Here is a 20443-nt window from a genome sequence, read left to right as displayed (position 1 = left end):
TTCGCTTCACCCCGGTGAACCGCAAATCCGCATGACATAAACGTTGAAGTGCCTTGATAGCTTGAGTGACGCCCAAATGCGGTTAGTTTGGAGGCATGGGAGAGACGGGCGGCAACTTCGATTTCCTTCGGGATCATAGCCCTCAGCTAGCCAAGCTTGGCCGGTTGGCGGAGCGGTACTACGCCGACGATCCTACGACGGCACTCATCAAGATGAGGCAGTTCGCGGAGATTACCGCGAAGCAGGTAGCAGCGCGACATGCACTCTACAACGATAACCGCATGTCGTTCGATGACCTGCTGCGGATCCTCCGCTCTCGCTCGATCCTGCAAAGAGAGATCGCCGACTTTTTCTATCATCTGAAAGGTGCCGGCAATCTCGCCGCGCATCGAGACAAGGGTTCGGCGAGCGATGCGCTGACTGGCCTGAAGGTCGCTCGCGCGATTGGTGTCTGGTTTCATATGACTTACGGCAAGGCACCGTCGTTTACGCCTGGCCTGTTCGTGCCGCCGGTTCCGCGCGCTGATGTGACGGCAGCGCTACACAAGGAAATCGAGACGTTGCGCAACGCTGTTGCGGCCAGCACCGATGCGGAAGCCAAGGCGAAGCTCGCCGCGCAGGATGCTGAAGCCATGCGCCGCGAGCTTGAGGGACGCATGGCTTCAGAAGCCGAAGAGCGAGCCTTTTGGGAGAAGTATGCAGTCGATACCGAAGCTTCGCTTCGCACGGCGGAACTATCGCTGGTCGAACTCCAGTCAACAGCCAATTCGACCCCGGCGCTCCAGCTGGACCTTTTGGCGCAGTCGGCTGCTAGGAGTGCGGAGCATGTTGAGATCGACGAGGCTACGACGCGGGTTCTAATTGACGAGCAGTTGCGGGCCGTCGGTTGGCGGGTGGACAGTCAAGCACTTCGCTACGCAAACGGCGCGCGCCCGGGGCCAGCCGAAGCAATCGCGATTGCCGAATGGCCGACAGAGAGCGGCCCAGTCGACTATGCCCTGTTTTTCGATGGCCGCTGCGTCGCGGTCATTGAAGCCAAGCGGCAGATTCGGGACGTGCCGGGCAGAATCGGCCAAGCGAAACGTTACTCACGCGATATCCAGCTTCGGGCAGAGGAGACCCTGTCAGATGCGCCCTGGATCGATGGGCTGGACCGTTTTCGCGCTCCGTTTGTGTTTGTAACAAATGGCCGTCCTTATGTGCAGCAGCTAGCGACCAAGTCGGGAATCTGGTTTTGGGATGCTCGTTCGCAGGCGCAGCCGCGTGCGCTGTCGGAATGGTTTTCGCCGAGAGATCTCATTGAGCGGCTCGAGCAGGAAATAGGAGCCCTCACCGAACTCGCGGATCGAGAGATCGGTGTCACAGGACTGCGCCCATATCAGCACGAGGCCGTCCTCGCGGTCGAGGCTGCGGTAGCGCGCGGACAGGACAAAATACTGCTCGCCATGGCGACCGGCACGGGTAAGACGCGCCTCGCCATCGCGCTCATGTACGAACTGCTGCGCACAAAGCGTTTTCGGCGCATTCTGTTCCTGGTTGACCGCAACGCGCTTGGCCGTCAGACGCTCGATGCCATGAGCACGACCGATACGAGTGGCTTTCTTAAGTTCGACCAAGTATTCCCGATCGCTGACATGGCTCGCAAGTTCCCCGACGCGACAGATCGGGTTCAGGTAGCGACTGTGCAGGCGATGATCCGCCGTATTTTCGATGACCCAAGCGCCGAGCGCCCGACGCCCGGCACGTATGATCTCATCATCGTCGACGAAGCGCATCGCGGTTACACCCTCGACGCTGAGCTGCGCGAGGAAGATCTCTCCTTCCGCGATCTGGACAACTATCTCTCGGCTTACCGCAGAGTCCTCGATTACTTTGACGCTACCAAGATCGCGCTCACGGCGACGCCGGCGCTGCATACACGGGAAATCTTTGGCGTGCCTGTATTCCGCTACGGCTACAGGCAGGCGGTCATTGATGGCTACCTGATCGACCACCGTCCGCCGCGCCGAATTACCACGGCACTCAGCCTGACGGGTATTAGCTTCGACAAGGGTGAAGAGGTCAACATTGTTGACTTGCGAACGGGCCAAATCGACCTGTTCAATTTGGAAGACCAGGTCGACTTTGAGGTCGCCGAGTTCAACAAGAAGGTATATACGCGCGCCTTCAACCGGGCCGTAGCGGAAGCCGTTGCGGCTGAATGTCCTCCGGACCAGCCGGGCAAAACTCTTTTGTTCGCTGCCCGCGATGACCATGCCGACGTTCTCGTCGACGAATTACGTGCTGCGCTTGTCGCCGAATACGGGCCACAGACACATGACCTGGTCGAGAAAATCACCGGCGCGGTGGACAGGCCACTCGACCGCATTAAGGCCTTCAAGAATGATCCGCGCCCGAAATACATCGTCACGGTTGATCTGCTGACAACCGGTATCGACGTGCCAGCGATCGTTAATCTCGTATTCGTGCGCCGCGTAAACAGCCGTATCCTTTACGACCAGATGATCGGCCGCGCGACACGGCGCTGCGATGAGATCGGCAAGGAGTATTTCCGAATCTTCGACGCAGTCGATATCTACGCCAACCTGCAGGAAGTTACCGATATGCGGCCCGTCGTGGTCGATCCGTCGCTGACCTTCGCCACATTGGTCAGCGATCTTGGGCGGGCGACGACGGAAGAAGACCGAGGTTTCGTACGCGATCAAATCGTGGTGAAGCTGCGCCAAGGCCTGAAGCGCTTAGATGAGGCGCAGCGCGAAGGGCTGGAGACTGCGCTGGGACCGCTGGACGTCCTGCCAGACAAGCTGAAATCGACCGCGCCGGCCGTGACACTTGACCTGTTTCGTCGACATCCGTCGCTTGCGACCCTTTTGGACTTTGCCGGGGCAGGGAAAGGGTTGGGCGACGGCATCTACATTTCGGAACATGACGACGAGCTCATCTCGGTTGATGACCATTTTGGCGACAAAGCCAATCCGCGCGACTACATCGAAAGCTTCGAGACATTTGTGCGCTTTAATATGAACGCCGTGCCAGCGATGATCGCCGCCACACAGCGGCCGCGCGACCTGAGGCGCAAGGCATTAAAAGAGCTGGCAACACTGCTGGACGCAAATGGCTTCTCGGAAGCCCACCTGCGCCGCGCCTATGGCAGCGTGCGCAATGCTGACATCGCAGCTCATATCATTGGATTTGTGCGACAGGCAGCGCTCGGCGATCCGCTCGTTTCCTACGAAACTCGTGTGGAAAACGGCGTACAGCAAATTCTCGCCAGCCGGTCGTGGACCGCGAGGCAGCGGCAGTGGCTGGTGCGCATTGGTCGCGCGCTCAAAGCTCAGCCCGTTGGCGACCCCGAAATCCTCTCCGATCCGCTCTTCGCACAGGCCGGTGGCTTTGAAGTGGTTGACCGCGAGTTCGAATCCGGGCTGGAAGGTGTGCTCAAGGACTTGAACACCGCCATCTGGGGCGGCGACACCGCGGCATAATGAAAGACAGCCAATGAACCCGTCACAAGATCTAGTGAACAAGCTGTGGCGCCTCTGCGCTCTGTTGCGTAAGGATGGGGTTACCTACCAGCAATATGTCACCGAGCTAACCTACCTTCTCTTCTTAAAGATGGCGTCGGAGCAGAGGGATGAGAGCCGCATTCCCGAACAGTTTCGCTGGGGCGCGCTGAAGACCGCCAGTGAGACAGAAGTGCTTCAGCGCTACAGGCAAGCTCTGATCGATCTCGGCGATGGGAAGAAGGTGAAGGATCGCTCGATCGTCGCCATTTTTCAAAACGCAGCCACGATAGTGCGCGAGCCAGCGAACCTGCGCAAGCTCATCGACGCAATTGACGGTCTGCATTGGTTCAGCAAGGAGCGCGATGCCTTCGGCGATGCCTATGAGGGCCTACTGCAGAAAATGGCGGAGGAGACCAAGCGGGGTGCCGGGCAGTATTTTACCCCCCGCGCGCTTATCGAGGTGATGGTCCAGTTGATGAAGCCGCAGCCTGGGGAAGTGATCCAGGATCCGGCCGCTGGCACAGGAGGGTTCCTTATCGCTGCCAACACATTCATGAAGGCCAGTACGGACGACTATTTCGTACTGTCCCCCAAACAGCAGGCCTTCCAATTGAAGCTGGCGCTTAGGGGCATCGAGAATGTACCCGATACGTTCCGTCTGCTGCTGATGAACCTGCATCTGCACGCCATTGACGCTGACAATCTCGACCTTGCCGACACCTTATCGTCCGCAGGGCAACTGCCGCAATTTAAGAATGCCGACCTAATCCTAACCAATCCTCCCTTTGGCCCGGCGGGCGGACCGCCGACGCGTGATGACCTTACCGTCACGGACCGCGTCTCGTCCTACCAGCTTCCTTTCGTTGAGCACTGCTTACGCGCGCTGAAGCTCGGTGGGCGCGCCGCTGTTGTCGTGCCGGACAATGTGCTATTCGACGACGGGCGCGGCAAGCTTCTGCGCCAGCGGCTGCTGAACTGGTGCAACCTACACACCATTCTTCGTCTGCCGACCGGTATCTTTTATGCGCAAGGGGTGAAGACCAACGTGCTGTTCTTCACCCGCGCGGATGAAGAAGCTCCGGTGAAAGACGCGACGCGGGAAGTGTGGATTTATGACGCCCGTTCAGGCGCGCCTGCCTACGGCAAGACTAACCCGTTTACGGCAGCCGACCTTGGCTACTTTGTCCAGGCTTTTGGCGACGACCCAAACGGCGGCTCCGCGCGTATTGATCAGGGGGAGGTAGGTCGGTTTCGCAAATTTACCCGCAAGGAAATCGCATCGCGCGGCGACAATCTCGACATCAGCTGGTTGAAGGACGCCAGTACTAACCCCGAAGACGGGCTCGATACACCGGAGGACATCGCCTCGGCAATCGAGGGGCACCTAGCTGCGTCGCTTGAGGAAGTGCGCGCGTTAATGGAGGAATTAATCGAAAGCGCGGCGGCGGTTGCGACAGAAGCTGAATTGACGGAGGCGCCGGAATGACCTTGCCGAAGGGGTGGGCTACGGCCACGGTCGAGGAACTAGCTGGCATTGACGGCTTGGTCAGTGATGGTGATTGGGTCGAGTCCAAGGACCAAGATCCAGCCGGAGAGGTTCGCCTAACTCAGCTCGCCGACATTGGTGACGGCGACTTTCGCGATCGATCAGCGCGGTTTATGACACGCGACGCTGCCAAGCGGCTGCGCTGCACCTATCTCGAGCCTCGTGACGTGTTGATTGCTCGGATGCCCGATCCGATTGGGCGCGCTTGTGTTTTTCCGGGCTTGGATCAGCCCGCTGTCACAGCCGTCGATGTCATGATCTGGAGAACCGATGGTGTGCTTGCGGAAGCGGAGTGGTTCGTCCGATGGATCAATAGCCCCGCCATTCGAAAAGCCATGTTTGACCGCGCGGGTGGAACGACACGTCAGCGTATTGCTGGCGGCCGAATCAAGGAACTTGAGTTGCCAGTGCCGCCGAAGGCCGAGCAGCGCCGCATCGTCGAGAGGCTGGTGGCGCTGACGACTCGTCTCGTTCGCGCGCGGGCGGAGCTGGATCAAGTGACATTGCTCACAAATCAACTTCGCTCGACCGCACTGAGTACTGCGCGCGCAGAATTGGTGGCCGCCGCCGTGTCGATAGCCGATCTGGCCAATTCAACGTTCGACGGGCCCTTTGGCTCGAACCTGAAGTCTGCCGATTATGTGCCATCGGGCGTGCGCGTGATCCGGCTGGAGAACATTGGCCACCTCAGGTTCATCGCAGACAAGGAGAGCTTCATCTCCGCTCAGAAGTACGAAGCCCTGACGAGACACACTCTTAAGCCCGGCGACATACTGTTTTCTTCATTCGTCGATCGGAATGTACGGGTCTGCCAGGTTCCAGCTGACTTCAATGGGATTGCGATCAATAAGGCGGACTGTTTCACCATTCGACCAAACACGGAGGTCTGCGACGCCCGCTTCGTCACCTACATGCTGGCCTCGCCCGAGACCTACGAGGCGATGAAGGCCAAAGTCCACGGTGCAACGCGGCCCCGCATCGGCCTTAGCCATTTGCGCGACTATGAATTGCCTTTACCGGACCGCAAAGAGCAGGCTCGAATTGCCGACCAACTCGACGTCGTTTTCGCCCGCGCAAATCGCCTCGAAGCCGAAGCAGCACACGCCCAGGCGCTGCTCGACCGGCTACAAGCCGCCATCCTCGCGAAAGGCTTTCGCGGCGAATTGGTGCCACAGGATCCTGATGACGAATCAGCGAGCGTTTTACTGGCGCACCTTAGGCGGCAACAAGGCGATGAACCTATATCTCGCCAGAGAAAGAACAATCCGTGGAAAGAACAACCAATGATAGCAAAGACAATATCCGCTCGCGATCGTCTGCTAGAAGACAGCCGAACTTGGCCTATCGCTGGACTTCGGTACGAAGATTTGGCCAAACGGCTAACCCTTCCGCATGATGAAATTCGTGATGCGTTGTTTGAATTGCTCTCTGGGGTCGAACCCGTGCTTCGCCAAGTATTTGATAAGGCTGGCGAGCAGATGATCCTTCAGCGGGTAGCCGCATGAGGTTGACGGGGCTCAAGATATTCCGTTCAGGTGGCAATGGGGGCTTACTGGACGGTTTGGAGGTTCGGATAATCCGTCCTGCAAGCGCCAACGAACATCTAGAGCCGCTGTGTCTGCTTGGCCCGAATGGTTCTGGGAAGTCGCAATTTCTGCAACTCCTCGCGGAAATATTCCAAGCTGCATGGCATGCGCATAGCCCCCAGGAAGAGCGAAGCTCAGCTAACACGGAGGCGGAGTTTGAATTGGAATACACCATTAAGCAGCAGACATCGGACCGACCGGTCAACGTCAGGCTTTCGCGTAGGTCGAAGGGCCGGCGCATAGGGTCGATAAATCTGGAAATCGAGGTGCCGGATGGCTGGAAGATAGTAGCACCATCTGAGTCGACCTTTGCCCAATACTTGCCTTTGCTGATAGTTGGCTATACTTCAGGCGACAACGAGACGCTTAGCCTGCCATTTCTTTTCAGCCGATCCAACTATGCATCTGCAGTCGCAGAGGCAGCCCTTTCCGATACCCCGTCTCCGCCCGATAATCGCATGCTGCTGATCGACTATGGAACGAACCTTGAGGTATTGTTTGCCAATCTTATCCTTAACAGCGACAAGGCACGGCAGAGCATTCTGGATCATGCGAGGCTTGCGGATATCGCTTCATGCAGGTGCGTGGTCCGTTTAGCCCACCCAGCGGCGCCGAAGGCACAGGCGCGTATTAGGCAGCGCACAGGACGAAAGGGAATCCAGCTGACCAAGGAGCTGGAGTCCGTTCTCGACCGGCTGAAACGATCTGCCACATGTTGGACGGAGGACGCAAAGACAGAGAGTTACACGCTTGATTTCTTCGTCAATGCAGCCACGCGGGACGCGTTCGGTCATTTTTTTGATAGCGCATTGGACCTCTATCGAGCGCTGCACAAACTCTCGCTGCTCAATGACCTCGCGATTCCGCGCGTCGCGAGGCAGCGTATGGAAAAGGCGGTCAAGGAGCGGCGCTTCGCTGCCCGTCTGCCCGAACCTCAGCAGGAAGATCTGGTATTTGGCTTCCAGGAAGTGCGCTTCTATTCGAAAGCCAAGGCGAGGACAGGCATAGTCGATTATGTCTCGCTCTCAGATGGCGAGCATCAACAGACGTTGGTGCTGGGCCTTTTCTCAATGATCCGAAACCACAATGCCTTATTCGTTCTCGATGAACCGGAATCTCATTTCAATCCGGAGTGGCGCATCAAGTTCGCCAAGCGACTGCTCGATTTGCCCGGCGTGCGCGGGGAGCAAGAAGTCCTCCTGACTTCGCACGCCCCATTCGTTCCGGCAGACCTTCCGCGCGAGCAGATTTTGATCTTTTCCCGGACTGGAGACAAGGTAGCCGTGTCTGGTCCTGGCATCGAAACCTTTGGTGCCAATTTCGACCGGATCCTGGAGTTTTGCTTTGCTGTACAACCGCCTATTTCGCAGATGGCGAGGGATGAAATCGGCGAACTGCTCAAGACGAAAGACATTGAAAAAATTGAGGATGCGCTCCCCCGTCTTGGTGCCTCGGTAGAGAAATCATTTGTTGCCGATCACTTGCGACAGCTAAAGAAGGGTCAGACGCAATAATGCTCTTCTCATACTCGCCGTTGGGCTTCCACGACAACTGGTTGCATGATGCACTCTTAGAAATGCTTACGGCTGACACTGGCGACATTGATAATGGGCAATCACCCGTGGACTGGCCCGAATGTATTCCTGCAGCGTACAGGAACCGACTCAGGACCAAGCATGGCCTCAAAGCAAGGCGACAGAGGCTGCTCGATGCCTACCAAGCGCTAGAGGCAGCAGACCACGCAGCTGTTCGCGACGCCATGATCAGGCAGAATGAATTGCCCGTGCTCCTCAACGATGGTCTCCCTTGCCTTCGCCTGGATGAGCTTCCCACTTCGGTCAGGACGCCGATCAAAGAAATATTCGAATTTGCGTTCGGTCTTCTTTCTGATCTTGGATTGCGCGATCAAAACTACAAACGTGTCTACAACGCTCTGCAACACAAGGTTTGTGCTTTCTGTGGTGTCGAGATTCTTGATGCCCCTGGACAGAAGCGAGAAGCCCTCGACCACTACCTGCCGATCGCCTTCTATCCGTTTGCCGGCACGAACTTTCGTAACCTCACGCCAATGGGGAACAAGTGCAACTCGCGTTACAAACATCAGCAGGATATTATCGTCGATGCCCAAGGTAACCGTCGCCTGTGTTGTGATCCCTACAACAGTCCTGAGCTGACACTCTCCCTGGCCGGCAGCACGCCATTCGAAGGGGACCAAGTTGATCTGGTCCGTTGTCCTGACTGGGATATTCAGTGGGAAGGAGGTGACCCGGCAAAACTCCAAACGTGGGAGGCCGCCTTCAACATTTCGGCGCGTTACCGAGCATCCTCACTCAACCCCAGCTTTCGCAGCTGGATGGATCACTTGAGTCTATGGGCAGCGCAAACGGATCGGGCTGCGGACACGCCGGCTGATCTCCGCAATACGTTGCGCGAATTCGCTGAGACGGCTGTACCTGAGGGCTGGTCGGACTCTGCCTTCCTTAAGCGGGCGACAATGTTGATGTTAGCTGATCGATGCGACGACACTGAGCAAGGGAGCAGGGTGGTCGACTGGCTTCGGGACCTGATTGGGAGTTTCAAGGAAACTATGAACGCTGCTGCCTGACCAAGTCGGGACTTGCCCGCTTCTGCCAGTCTCAGCGCTCCGCCTCATTGAGTCGAGCGAGATGCCTACTCAAACTCAAGGCGCGGCTGCGAAAGAGCGCGGTGTTTCATGCCCAATTCCGATATCTTAGTTGCTATTAAAGCGGTGGCTCACCTCGAGATCTGAACGGACCTACGATAAGCTTTCGCAAGCGACATTCCCCGCAAGCCGAGAGTACGTTGCGATCACAGCTCGCTGATGGTTTGCGCGCAATGCAGCAATATCGCCAGAAAATACAAATTACATCAGCCTTGATTCAACGAACGGATTTCAATTGCCTTCTGTTCGAACTTGTTCATGCTTCGGCAGTAGATAAGGGGGGAATCAAATGTCGCTTACCCAAGCTCAACTAGAAGCAATACGTCATCGTGAAGGCAACCTACAGCTCATTGCATGTGCAGGATCCGGCAAAACTGAGGTGGTTGCCCGTCACATCGCGGGATTGCTCACCCCCATCGACGTGGGTGGAGCTGGCCTCCTCCCCCGCAACATTATTGCGTTCACCTTCACGGAGAAAGCAGCTGCTGAACTGCGCCAGCGTACCATCGAGCGGTGCGCAGAAGCGATGTCTGAATTGGTCGGCGCGGCTGAGATGTATATCGGAACCATTCACGGGTTCTGCCTAGAGCTGCTCCGTTCCGAGGTTCCGCAGTTCCTCAAGTACGATGTGCTGAACGAAACGCAGCAGACCCTGTTCGTCGATCGTAGTTCCGCCCGATGCGGCCTGACTGCTACGTCGACGCTGCAGGGCCGGCAATTACGGCGCTACATTGATACGCGGGTCTATATCGACGCGCTCGGGTTGTTGCGCGAAGCGCAGGTGGATCGTGCGGCACTCCAGCAGATAAGCATCGCCGATGGTCTCGATAGCTATAGCGCCTTGCTCCACGAGAAGGGTTACCTCGACTACTCTTCGATCCTGCAGGAGGCTGTGCGGGCGATCACTTCCGACTCGGCGGTTCGAGTGCGGCTTGCCGAGAGGCTGCGCGTGGTCATCGTCGACGAATATCAGGACGTGAACCCGATTCAGGAGCAGCTTGTCAGCCAGCTTCATGCGCTCGGTGCCGCAGTTCGGGTGGTCGGTGATGATGATCAGACGATCTATCAGTGGCGCGGCAGCGACGCCCGCAACATCCTTACGTTTGAGGCGCGGTACAGTGCCCGATCGATTCGCTTGGAGGACAATTTCCGCTCGAGCCCCGGGATCACTGATGTCGCCCGGCTGGTGATCGAGAAGAACCCTGTGCGCCTTGCAAAGTCGATGCGTTCAGCCGACCGGCAGACTTATGAAGTCGGCGACATTGTTGCTCTGCAGTTTTCCTCTCCCGAAGACGAAGCGGATTATGTCGCCCGAACCTGCCGCGCCCTCCATGGAACGATGATTCGAGACGGTGACAACGATCGCGCAATATCCTGGTCCGATATGGCCGTTCTTATCCGCATTACAAAAATGGCTGAACCGATTCGGGCCGCTCTCGAACGCGAAGGCATCCCCGTAGTGTCTGTGGGCTTGGGAAGCTTATTCGACACGCCAGAGGCCGAAGCCGCGCGCCAGCTATTCTACCTGATGGCAGGACAGGCGGAGGTTGTGGATGTTGTCGCGGCTTGGACTGCGGCAAATCTCGGCACTATACCGTCACTGATCGAACAGGCGGTGCAGGAAGCCGAGGTCACGCGGACCCGTATGGCGACCGAAGATCAGGATGTCCGGTTCTCCGTCTATAATATCCAGCGTCAGTACATTGGCTTTCTGGAGCGCCTGGGGCTCCGAGAAGAGTTGGTACCCGGAGGCCGGGGCGAGGTTGTTTTCTACAATCTTGCCAAGTTCAGTCAGGCAATCTCCGACTTCGAAGCGATCTACTTCCATTCCCGGCCAGTACAGAAATATGAGTCATTCGCTGGCTTCCTCCGCCATCAGGCGGAGCAAGTCTATGACCAGTCGACCGGCACTGAGGAGCGCCTCGTTGCCGTTGATGCTGTGCAGATTCTCACAATTCATCGCGCAAAGGGGCTGCAGTGGCCGGCTGTGTTCGTTCCGCAGCTCGTGAAGAACAGATTTCCGCCGGCTGGCCGGGGCGGCATGTCGGTCTGGCATCTTGTCCCGGCGCAGAGCGTCGAAGGACAGAGCCGCTACCTGGGCTCGGATGAGGACGAGCGGCGCCTGTTCTACGTGGCGGTCACCCGAAGCCAAAAGCACCTGCACATGACCACCGCCCCGACCCCCGGCAGCAATCGCAACGTCAAGCCTTCGATTTTCTGGTACGACGTACTCGAGTCCCGCTACGTCCGACGCGCGCCGCAAGATCTGAGCGGTCGGCCGCGAGGATTGCCGCAGGCCCGCTCGGCGATCGCCGACGTTCGGCTTTCCTTTTCCGACATGCGCTATTTCTTCGAGTGCCCCTACCAGTTCAAGATGCGAACCCTGTACGGCTTCAACGCCCCACTCGCCGAGGCGCTCGGGTATGGAAAGTCGCTGCACGACGCCTTGGCTGAGCTCCATATGCGGGCAATCGCGGGCGAGACAGTTGATGCATCATGGGTCGACGGACTTGTGGATCGGCATCTGCGTGTCCCGTATGCCTACCCTAGCCTCAGGGAAACGATGCGGGAGGCCGCGATCCGAACCGTGGCCGCCTATATCGAAGCCCGGCAGAGCGAGTTCCCACACCTCGAGTTCAGCGAGAAGGCTATCGAGCTCAACCTCGGGAACGGGGTGTCCGTGGCAGGGCGGATAGACCTCGTGCGCCGCAGGGATAGTGGTGATGTGGCAATTGTCGATCTCAAATCGAACGAACGCGCGCAGGCGGAAGCACTGACCGAGGCCCAGCTTCACATTTACGCGCTTGGCTATCGCGAGCTGACCGGGAAAGACGCAGATTTCGTGGAAACCTATGAGCTCGATCATCAACGGCGCAAGGCTAGGTCTGTTGACAACGACCTCATTCGGGATGTCACGGAGCGGATTCACCGCACCGCGCAGGCACTGCGTGACAATGATTTCGCCCCGGCTCCGGAGGCGACACGCTGCGCCACATGCGACTTCGGTCGTATCTGTTCCGCTGCCGATGGCGTGAGGATTCCGCAATGACCGTCGACTATGCCGCTCTCCGCAAGGAAAACCAGGAGGAGTACGGTAGGGCGATCGGACGCATTGGGAAGATGTTGCTGGAGGACCGCTACGACAAGCGGACACATTTTATCTACGAACTTCTGCAGAACGCAGAGGATGCGCTGCGACGACGTCCTGGCTGGGCTGGGTCGAGGGCAGTCAGCTTCAGCCTCAGCGCAAACGAACTTCGTATTTCCCATTTCGGCGCGCCGTTCAACGAGGCCGACGTCGGGGGAGTGTGCGGCATCAACGCAAGTACCAAGGATGTCACGTCGATCGGCAGGTTCGGGATCGGGTTCAAGTCCGTCTACGCATTTACCAGACAACCCGAAGTACATTCCGGTTCGGAAGCGTTCTCGATCGCCGAATACGTCTTGCCACAGGCGATCCCTGCTCGTGAGCGCCACACGGACGAGACTCTTATCCTGCTGCCACTCGATGCTGACGACCTATCCGCGTTCGGTGAGATCGCAGAGGGCTTGCGCTCGCTCGGCGGCGAGGCCTTGCTGTTCCTCAAGTATGTCGACGAAATCGTCTGGTCCGTCGAGGGCGTAGGTGCCGGAAGTTACAGGCGCGAGGCGACCGGTGCTGGTCTCATGCGGGAAGTGACGCTCTTCACTGCAAATAATGGCGACACAAGCCGCGAGGAATACCTGCTCTTTTCCCGGGACGTGGAAAACGAGGGAAAGGTCGTGGGGCAGGCGGAACTAGCCTTCCACGTCGTGCTTCAGGATGAACAGGGAGTCGTGCAGCCCGTTTCCGATGCGCGCCTCGTTGTGTTCTTTCCGACCGTGCTGCCGACCTACACAGGGTTTCTAGTCCAGGGGCCCTACCAGACCACGCCGAGCCGCGACAATGTTCCCACCGATAAGCCCTGGAACATCAAGCTCGCTGATATCACCGCCGACCTGCTGGTTGACGCACTCATGCACCTGCAATCCGTGGACCTGCTGACGGTTGCGACGCTGCGTACGCTTCCCCTCGATCGTTCCAAGCTCGAGAACGGGCTCTTCTCACCATTGTACGAACGCATGGTAGAAGCGCTCAAGACCAAACGACTACTGCCCACAGTGACAGGCAAGTTCGCTAGCGCGGCGGAACTTCGGCTTGCGCGAGCCCAGGACGTCAGGGATCTGTTTGGTCCACGGCAACTGGAGACACTGCTCGGAAGTGAAGGCCTGGTTTATTGGGCTTCCGCCGAGATCACCACCGATCGGGCACCGCAGCTGCGAAATTTCCTCATGCAGGAGCTCAAGGTCACCGAGCTCACCCTCGATCAGATGCTCGCGCGTCTTCAGGACAGCTTCCTTGAGAAACAGTCCGACACTTGGATGGTGCGGTTCTATCAACTGCTCGCGTCCCAGCCATCCCTGATGCGCGGGCGTGCTCGGGACATTGCCCTGTTCCGGCTCGAGAACGGAAGTCACGTACCGCTGACGAAGAACGGAGTCAGGCAGGTCTTCCTGCCGACCGGGGAAAAGACGGGCTTCCCGACGTTGCGCGCTTCGCTTCATACCTCGCAGACACGCAAGTTCCTTGAAAGTGCTGGCCTCACCAAGCCTGACCCGGTGGACGACGTAATCCTCAACCTCTTGCCCGGCTACAAGAAAGAAGAGGTTGACACCAAGAACTATGCCGAAGACATCGCTCGCATGCTGCGGGCGTTCGACACGGACTCCCAGGCACAGCGGGACAAGCTGATCGGAGCACTGAAATCGGCCAATATCGTCATGGCGAAGGAGGCCGCCACCGGGAAGCGGTTCATCTGCAAGCCTGGCGAGGTCTATCTCGCCGCCGCTCGCATGACGAACCTCTTCGAAGGCGTAAAGGGGGTCTACCTCCTCGACACGGCTTTCGAGTGCCTACGCGGTGAAAAAGCGCGCGACATGCTGGATGCAGCCGGCGCCACCCGCATCTTGCGGACCGAGATCTACGTAAGCGACCTGACTGAGAGCGAGCGGTTGGCTGCACGTCGCGCGGCAGGATGGGAAGGTGCCAGCACGGAACAACGGATCCATGACGTGGACGTGGCTGGCCTTGAGGAACTGCTCAAACTAATGCCCACGCTCCCGGCAGAAAAACGCCCGGACCGCGCGCGGCTACTTTGGGAAGCCGTGTCCGAACTCGTGGATCGTCGTGGTCCGTCGGTAACTTCCGTGACCTACAGCTGGACGTACATGCAGACACGCTCGACATCTATCGATGCGAAGTTCCTGCGCCGCCTGAATGACACGGCGTGGATATTGGGCCAAACCGGGGAGTTGCGACGCCCTTCGGAGATACTGTTCGCAGAACTTGGTTGGCCTTCGCATCCCGTTCTCGAGTCCCGTATCGCTTTCAAGCCCCCGGCGATCGCCGCCCTTGCCCGTGAAGTGGGGATCGACGCCGATGTGCTCGATGAACTCAAACGGCTTGGGGTTACCGACCTCCAGCAACTTCGCGAGCGGCTCCGGGAGGAGCCTGCGGACGATGAAGCCGCCGCCAACGACTCCGAAGTTGACGACGTCAAGGACGAGCACGACGTCGAAGACCAACACGAGCGAGCCGATGAACACTCGGGCCGGGAAGACAGATCCGGCGCCGGCGGCGACACCTCCGAACAGGGCCACGGCAGCGATTCTGGCGGGCAAGGGGGCGGCAATTCGGGCAGTGGATCAGGGGGTGGTGGCTCCGGTGGCGGCGCCTCTCGTGGCGAGGGCGGCGGCTCCGGTGGCGGTACGCGTGAGTTCATATCCTATGTCGGGACGCGTCCCGAGGGCGAGGAGGTCGATCCCGACAGGTTGACCCATCAGCAGCGAATGGATCTCGAAGAGGCGGCGATCGGACTCATTCTTCGTCTCGAACCAGTTCTCGAACGGACGCCGCCAGGCAACGAGGGCTTTGATCTGATCGAGAAGGACATCGCGGGCGAGCCCGAGCGATGGGTCGAGGTAAAGGCAATGAAGGGGACTCTCGCAGACCGGCCAGTCGGCATTTCGAACCCCCAGATGGAGCAGGCCCGCCGCTGCGGCGATCAGTTCTGGTTGTACGTGGTTGAACGCACCGGTACCGCGCAGGCGCGGGTGCTCAAGATCCGCAACCCGCACGGCGCAACGGGCACTTTCACGTTCGACCGGGGCTGGGAGGCGATAGCGTTAATTGCGCCCGAGGATCTCGCGGCTGCCGAGTGAAGCGCGAAAAGCGACTGTCTGTTTATCGTCGTGTTACGCACTGGGTTGAGAATGACGTGGCCAGGGCTTATTCGCTTTCCCGAACTTTATCGCTGCCTCTGCAAGTTCGGGAGACTTTGGCACCGACGACGCAATGCGAATCCCCTTGAACGGGGTTAGGACGGAAAGTGCAAAACTATTTGCCTCATCTTCTTGAGAGCCGGCCGAACTGTCAGAAGTCACCTCCGCGTCGATAATGGCGCCGCCTTCAGTTTGAGGCAGATGGCCCCTGGCAATGTGGCCCAATTCATGTGCCAAAATAAAAGTAGCCAATCAGCCTGGTCGTTTTTCGAAAGAACTATGACCGGTCGACCCGCAACGTTTGTCACCATGCCTTGCATCTTTCGGCCTTCGACCGGCGGAGTCCGGCAGATAGATGTTCGGAATTCCGATTTCCCAGCATTCGCCAAGCAGAGACTCGAAATTAACCCAGCCGTGCTTCGACTTTTCAATTATCGAAGTCCTTAAGCTCGAAGGATCGGCGTCGAATCCGTGCCCCTCGCCTTTCGAGGCCTGAGCTACGATCTTCGCGCACGACGTCGCGATGCGCCGCGCCGCCGATACCGCTTTAATATTTGTTCCGACCGTTGTTTTGAACAAAGCAGCCGGCAGAACGGCCGGGCTTAGGGAACCATCAGCTTCTAGGCGTAACCCCAAGTGGCGTACCAAAAATCCCTTAAGTTCTAGGACGCCGGATGCCGTTCGAAGGCTCGCGCTGCCCAATCGGGCAATACCTTTTCAACCGCAGACGACTTCAATCCTGCGGATCTAACGCTGTCTCTAAATGCTCGATCAACTCGCATCTTTGAAGCTTGGTTTTCTACGAGATCAGTTGCCCCATTGAGGTGAACATAGGCTGCCACCGAGATTCGGAGAAGGTCGGAGCGCTTGATTGTCGTGTATGATGTGCGAAATCCGCCACCGATCGAAATTCGCGAATGGGTTTAGGCTCAGAATATTAGCCGCTTCCGCGGTACCCGTAGCGCTGCCGCACGCCAACAAGCAAAATTACAAGATGGACTTTGGGGGCAAGTCCGTTTTTCCCGGATTCGAGCCGACGACCCACCCCTGACCCCGGAGGGAGGTTAGGGCTGACAACCGCTTACAGATTAAAAGATCTCTCTGGCTGCATAGCAGTCCAGCGAAAATCGGGAGCGGTTGGCCCATGTCGATAGGTGAACCTATACCATCCCAAGGCTTCTCTGTCGCTAAGTCACGGCATCCTAGCGGAAGGCCATTGTGTAGATATGCTGTAGATCGGCTGATTTGTTAGCGTCCAGCATTCTGCCTAAGGACTTGAAAATGTTGGCTCCCCGGGCCGGATTCGAACCAGCGACCAACCGGTTAACAGCCGGTTGCTCTACCACTGAGCTACCGGGGAACAGAGGCTCTTATGTGCGTGGGGCAGCCTATAGCAAACCCGTTTCGGCTTTGCAAAGAAGCATTTCGCATTTTTTCGGTGCTTTTTGGCGCAGGGCGTTCTGGCAATGGCCGGCGAGCGCCCTCATATGAGCTGTCTCTCGCCTGTTACGGAACAGAAAAGGCCGTTGCGGCTTTCTCCGGCTGACGGTGCTACTGATGCAAATGGATCGACATTTCAAATGACGGCAATGAGCGACGAACAGCCACCGGCCCGGAAAATCTCGGTCTTCGGCCGCCAGTTCACCATGCCGCGCTCACGCGGCCTCAGGATTGCGATCGGCGTCGTGCTGATCATCGGCGGCATTCTCGGCTTCCTGCCGATCCTGGGTTTCTGGATGGTACCGATCGGATTGCTGGTGCTCTCCTACGAATTCGCGTTGGTGCGCCGTCACCGGCGCCGCTTCGTCGTCTGGTGGGAGCGACGGCGCCGGCCGGATTGAGGTTGCCCTGCTGACAGGCCGGAAACCGGCAATTGTTTGAGAGCGGCGTGCTCCGCCTATGCACTACCGAGGTTGGTCGAAGCAGCTTTCCAAGCGTTCGCAAAGCTCCTTGAGAACGGCGGTAGCCGACGCCAGCCGCGCCCGGTCGCGCGGCGGCAGGCTGTTTGCGCCTTCTATGCTGAGGCGGTCGATGGCATAGCGCACAAGCTCTGCAGACTGCGACAATCCGCGCGGTGTGCCGTCTTTCGTAGCTGCTCGAGCCATGGCGGAGCCTCCTTTCTGCCCAACGTGATCGCCGGTATCGGGTTCCTCTCGCCGAGAATCATGCATAACGATAAGCTAATATGTTATTGCTAGCATGGCATGGCGTTGATAAGCAGTGCCTCGATGTTGGAAGAACCGTTGGGAATGCATGGTGGCCGCTTGACGGCATTTTCGCCGCAACCTATTGGAGCCGGGTGGAACGCCGGGAGCAATGAGGCCTCGTGGCGGAGTGGTTACGCAGAGGACTGCAAATCCTTGCACCCCGGTTCGATTCCGGGCGAGGCCTCCAATGCCCGAGCTCCCGCGCGTCAGCGCCAGGGGGCTTCAGTTCCGGTCGAAACAGCCGCGGCCTTTGCGCGGCAAGCGGATGGTTGGAACATGAGCGCTGATTTTGCCGAACGCCGGGTGAAGATGGTCGACGGCCAGATCCGCACCACCGACGTGACCAGCGCGCCGCTGCTCGAGGCGATGCTTGTTGTGCCGCGCGAGGCCTTCGTCGGCGCCGGCCAGCGCGATCTTGCCTATATCGATGAGGACATCCGCATTGCCGATACGGCCGATGGTCCGCGCTATCTGATGGAGCCGTCACCATTGGCCAAGCTGATGCAGCTGGCCGATGTCGGCCCAAGCGATTCGGCACTCGATGTCGGCTGCGGCACCGGCTATGCGGCGGCGATCCTGTCGCGGCTGGCAACGTCCGTGGTCGCGCTGGAAAGCGATGCGGAGCTGGCCGAGAGCGCCACGTCGACGCTCGCGGCACTTGGTTGCGGCAATGTCACGGTGGTCCAGGGACCGCTGCCGCAAGGCCATGCTGCCAGGGCGCCTTACGACGTCATCCTGATCGGCGGCAGCGTCGGCGAGGTGCCGACGGCGCTGTTCGATCAGCTTGCCGAAGGCGGCCGACTCGTCGCCGTTGAAGGGCAGGGCAATTCGGGCGTAGCCCGGCTTTTTTTTAAGACTGGAGGGGTTGTAACGGGAAGACGCGCGTTTAATGCGGCAATTAAGCCACTACCGGGATTCGAACGCATTCCCGCCTTCGAATTCTGAGTGATTTTGCCTTGCAGCGAAGGCGTTGTCATGATCGCTTGCGTTTGAACAATCGTTGCTGATCTGCATAACCGGGTGTTTCTTGGGGGCTTTCAGCGGGGGAACGATAAAAAACGCGGCGCCGGCTGATCAGAGGAGAAGCCAGCGTGGCGCAGTTCCCGTGCAAAACGAATGAGGGAATATAACGTGCCGTCTGTACGCAAGTTGCTTTTTACCGCTGTCCTCGTTTCGGCGACAGCGCTTTCTCCACTGGCCGCCTCGGCCGAAACCATCCTCGGGGCACTTTCAAAGGCCTATCAGAACAATTCCTCGCTTAATTCTTCACGCGCCGGCGCCCGCGTCACCGACGAGGGCGTCGCCATCGCCAAGTCCGGCTGGCGCCCGACCATCACTGGTTCCGGAAGTATTGATTATACCGCCAGCCACAGCAATCGGTTGCACCGAAACATCTCGATAACCACCGGCAACTTCGGCGTCGAGATCGACCAGACGCTGTTTGACGGTTTTCAGACCAGGAACAATGTGGCGGCCGCCGAATCGCGGGTCCGCGCTTCGTTCGAAAGCCTGCGCAACGCCGAAGAAAACACTCTTTTCAACGCGGCAAGTGCCTATATGGACGTTATCCGCGACCGTCAGGTCGCCGTGCTGACCGAACAGAACCTGCAATTCCTGACCGAGCAGGCGCGTGCGGCGCGTTCGCGCTTCGAGGTCGGCGAAGGTACGCGCACCGACGTCGCGCAGGCCGACGCCCAGCGTGCCTCCGCGGTGGCGCAGTTGAGCGCCGCCCGCGCGACGGCGCTGGCAAGCGCTGCGACCTATCGCCAGATCGTCGGCGACGAGCCGGGCAGGCTCAGGCCGGCTTCGCCGGTGTCGAAGCTGTTGCCGTCGAGCCTCGATGCGGCGATTGCGATCGCATCGGCCGAGCATCCGGCCATCCTCGCCACCGCGCATCTGGTCGACGCGGCGGCGTTTTCGGTGAAGTCTGCCGAAGGCGCGTTGCTGCCGCAACTATCGGCGTCGGCAGGTGTTTCGAGCGCCATTCGCGGCACCGCGCCCGGCTCGCTCTCCTCGACACAGGATGGCGTAACCAATTCGGCGAACATCGGCGCGACATTGACGATACCGATCTATTCCGGCGGCCGGACCTCGGCATTGGTTCGCCAATCAAAGGAATCACTTAGCCAGGCCCGTATCGAGGTCGATGTCAGCCGCGACACCGTGCGCCAAGCGGTGACCTCGGCATGGTCGCAATACACCGCCGCGCAGCAAAGCGTCACGGCCAACCGGCAGGTGGTCGCCGCCGCGCAGCTTGCCCTGAACGGCGTCATCGAAGAGCGCAATGTCGGCCAGCGCACCACGCTCGACGTGCTCAACGCGCAGGCGACCCTCATCACCGCCAAGATCAATCTTGTCAGCGCCGAACGCGACGTGGTGGTGGCAAGCTATGCCATCCTCTCGGCGGTTGGCCATTTGTCGGCAGAGCGCCTTGCGCTCAACGTGACGAAGTACAGGCCCGAAGAGCATTACGACGCCGTCAAGGACAAGTGGATCGGCCTGCGCACGCCCGACGGCCGCTGATCACCAAGCCGTGTTTTCAGCCCGCGCTCGAACGACGCGCGGGCTTCAACTCCCGACCCTAATCTGTTGAAATCCGCGATGTCGCCAGATTG

General features: G+C 58.9%; 12 protein-coding genes and 2 tRNA genes. 11 read left to right on the top strand and 3 right to left on the bottom strand.

The annotated features are described in order from the left end of the window. Positions 1-95 precede the first annotated feature (95 nt). From hsdR to NKJ40_RS17210, 7 genes are all read left to right on the top strand, one after another. Positions 96-3485 (top strand): type I restriction-modification system endonuclease, encoded by a 3390-nt coding sequence (gene hsdR, locus NKJ40_RS17240; protein ID WP_352467034.1) that lies wholly within the window; start codon positions 96-98, stop codon positions 3483-3485. Between the two features lie 13 nt (positions 3486-3498). Continuing rightward, entirely contained in the window at positions 3499-4992 is a 1494-nt protein-coding gene (locus NKJ40_RS17235) for a class I SAM-dependent DNA methyltransferase (RefSeq protein WP_352467033.1), read from the top strand. Continuing rightward, complete coding sequence (locus NKJ40_RS17230) at positions 4989-6557, top strand: restriction endonuclease subunit S (protein ID WP_352467032.1); 1569 nt, start codon at positions 4989-4991, stop codon at positions 6555-6557. The genes NKJ40_RS17235 and NKJ40_RS17230 overlap by 4 nt, the downstream gene beginning before the upstream one ends. Continuing rightward, on the top strand, positions 6554-8152 hold the full coding sequence (locus NKJ40_RS17225) for a restriction system-associated AAA family ATPase (RefSeq protein ID WP_352467031.1): 1599 nt from the start codon (positions 6554-6556) through the stop codon (positions 8150-8152). Before NKJ40_RS17230 ends, NKJ40_RS17225 begins: the two co-directional genes overlap by 4 nt. Before the next feature lie 41 nt (positions 8153-8193). Continuing rightward, positions 8194-9243 (top strand): hypothetical protein, encoded by a 1050-nt coding sequence (locus NKJ40_RS17220; RefSeq protein ID WP_352467030.1) that lies wholly within the window; start codon positions 8194-8196, stop codon positions 9241-9243. A 367-nt stretch (positions 9244-9610) separates the two neighbouring features. Further along, positions 9611-12370, top strand: a complete 2760-nt coding sequence (locus NKJ40_RS17215; protein WP_352467029.1) for an ATP-dependent helicase — start codon at positions 9611-9613, stop codon at positions 12368-12370. Beyond that, on the top strand, positions 12367-15561 hold the full coding sequence (locus NKJ40_RS17210) for a sacsin N-terminal ATP-binding-like domain-containing protein (protein ID WP_352467028.1): 3195 nt from the start codon (positions 12367-12369) through the stop codon (positions 15559-15561). Before NKJ40_RS17215 ends, NKJ40_RS17210 begins: the two co-directional genes overlap by 4 nt. 33 nt (positions 15562-15594) lie before the next feature. Here NKJ40_RS17210 and NKJ40_RS17205 read toward each other — a convergent pair whose 3' ends face one another. Together NKJ40_RS17205 and NKJ40_RS17200 are read right to left on the bottom strand one after the other, a co-directional pair. Next, a complete protein-coding gene (locus NKJ40_RS17205; RefSeq protein ID WP_352467048.1) occupies positions 15595-15858 on the bottom strand; it encodes an ImmA/IrrE family metallo-endopeptidase in 264 nt (87 codons plus the stop codon). A 1048-nt stretch (positions 15859-16906) separates the two neighbouring features. Beyond that, positions 16907-16981 (bottom strand) — tRNA-Asn (locus NKJ40_RS17200). A gap of 220 nt (positions 16982-17201) precedes the next feature. On the opposite strand from NKJ40_RS17200, the gene NKJ40_RS17195 reads away from it, so the two are divergent. After that, positions 17202-17462, top strand: coding sequence for a hypothetical protein (locus tag NKJ40_RS17195; protein WP_023676401.1), 261 nt, complete (start codon positions 17202-17204; stop codon positions 17460-17462). A gap of 63 nt (positions 17463-17525) precedes the next feature. On the opposite strand, the gene NKJ40_RS17190 is transcribed toward NKJ40_RS17195, so the two are convergent. Next, positions 17526-17726, bottom strand: a complete 201-nt coding sequence (locus tag NKJ40_RS17190; RefSeq protein ID WP_352467027.1) for a hypothetical protein — start codon at positions 17724-17726, stop codon at positions 17526-17528. A 215-nt stretch (positions 17727-17941) separates the two neighbouring features. Between NKJ40_RS17190 and NKJ40_RS17185 the strand changes: the two genes are divergently transcribed. The 3 genes from NKJ40_RS17185 to NKJ40_RS17175 all read left to right on the top strand — a co-directional run bounded on the left by NKJ40_RS17185 (position 17942) and on the right by NKJ40_RS17175 (position 20351). After that, positions 17942-18015, top strand: a tRNA-Cys gene (locus tag NKJ40_RS17185). A gap of 89 nt (positions 18016-18104) precedes the next feature. Next, entirely contained in the window at positions 18105-18773 is a 669-nt protein-coding gene (locus tag NKJ40_RS17180) for a protein-L-isoaspartate O-methyltransferase family protein (RefSeq protein ID WP_352467026.1), read from the top strand. 186 nt (positions 18774-18959) lie between these two features. Further along, positions 18960-20351 (top strand): TolC family outer membrane protein, encoded by a 1392-nt coding sequence (locus NKJ40_RS17175; RefSeq protein WP_352467025.1) that lies wholly within the window; start codon positions 18960-18962, stop codon positions 20349-20351. Positions 20352-20443: the final 92 nt, after the last annotated feature.

The organism is Mesorhizobium sp. M0119 (assembly GCF_040322615.1).
Classification (GTDB): Bacteria; Pseudomonadota; Alphaproteobacteria; order Rhizobiales; family Rhizobiaceae; genus Mesorhizobium.
This window is presented reverse-complemented; position numbering and strand designations above follow the sequence as displayed.

What these genes read in the sequence shown, in the direction of transcription:
- NKJ40_RS17180 (WP_352467026.1), top strand. Translation starts at nt 18,105, where the DNA reads ATGAGCGCTGATTTTGCCGAACGCCGGGTGAAGATGGTCGACGGCCAG.
- NKJ40_RS17195 (WP_023676401.1), top strand. Translation starts at nt 17,202, where the DNA reads ATGACGGCAATGAGCGACGAACAGCCACCGGCCCGGAAAATCTCGGTC.
- NKJ40_RS17215 (WP_352467029.1), top strand. Translation starts at nt 9,611, where the DNA reads ATGTCGCTTACCCAAGCTCAACTAGAAGCAATACGTCATCGTGAAGGC.
- NKJ40_RS17225 (WP_352467031.1), top strand. Translation starts at nt 6,554, where the DNA reads ATGAGGTTGACGGGGCTCAAGATATTCCGTTCAGGTGGCAATGGGGGC.
- NKJ40_RS17210 (WP_352467028.1), top strand. Translation starts at nt 12,367, where the DNA reads ATGACCGTCGACTATGCCGCTCTCCGCAAGGAAAACCAGGAGGAGTAC.
- hsdR (WP_352467034.1), top strand. Translation starts at nt 96, where the DNA reads ATGGGAGAGACGGGCGGCAACTTCGATTTCCTTCGGGATCATAGCCCT.
- NKJ40_RS17190 (WP_352467027.1), bottom strand. Translation starts at nt 17,726, where the DNA reads ATGGCTCGAGCAGCTACGAAAGACGGCACACCGCGCGGATTGTCGCAG.
- NKJ40_RS17230 (WP_352467032.1), top strand. Translation starts at nt 4,989, where the DNA reads ATGACCTTGCCGAAGGGGTGGGCTACGGCCACGGTCGAGGAACTAGCT.
- NKJ40_RS17235 (WP_352467033.1), top strand. Translation starts at nt 3,499, where the DNA reads ATGAACCCGTCACAAGATCTAGTGAACAAGCTGTGGCGCCTCTGCGCT.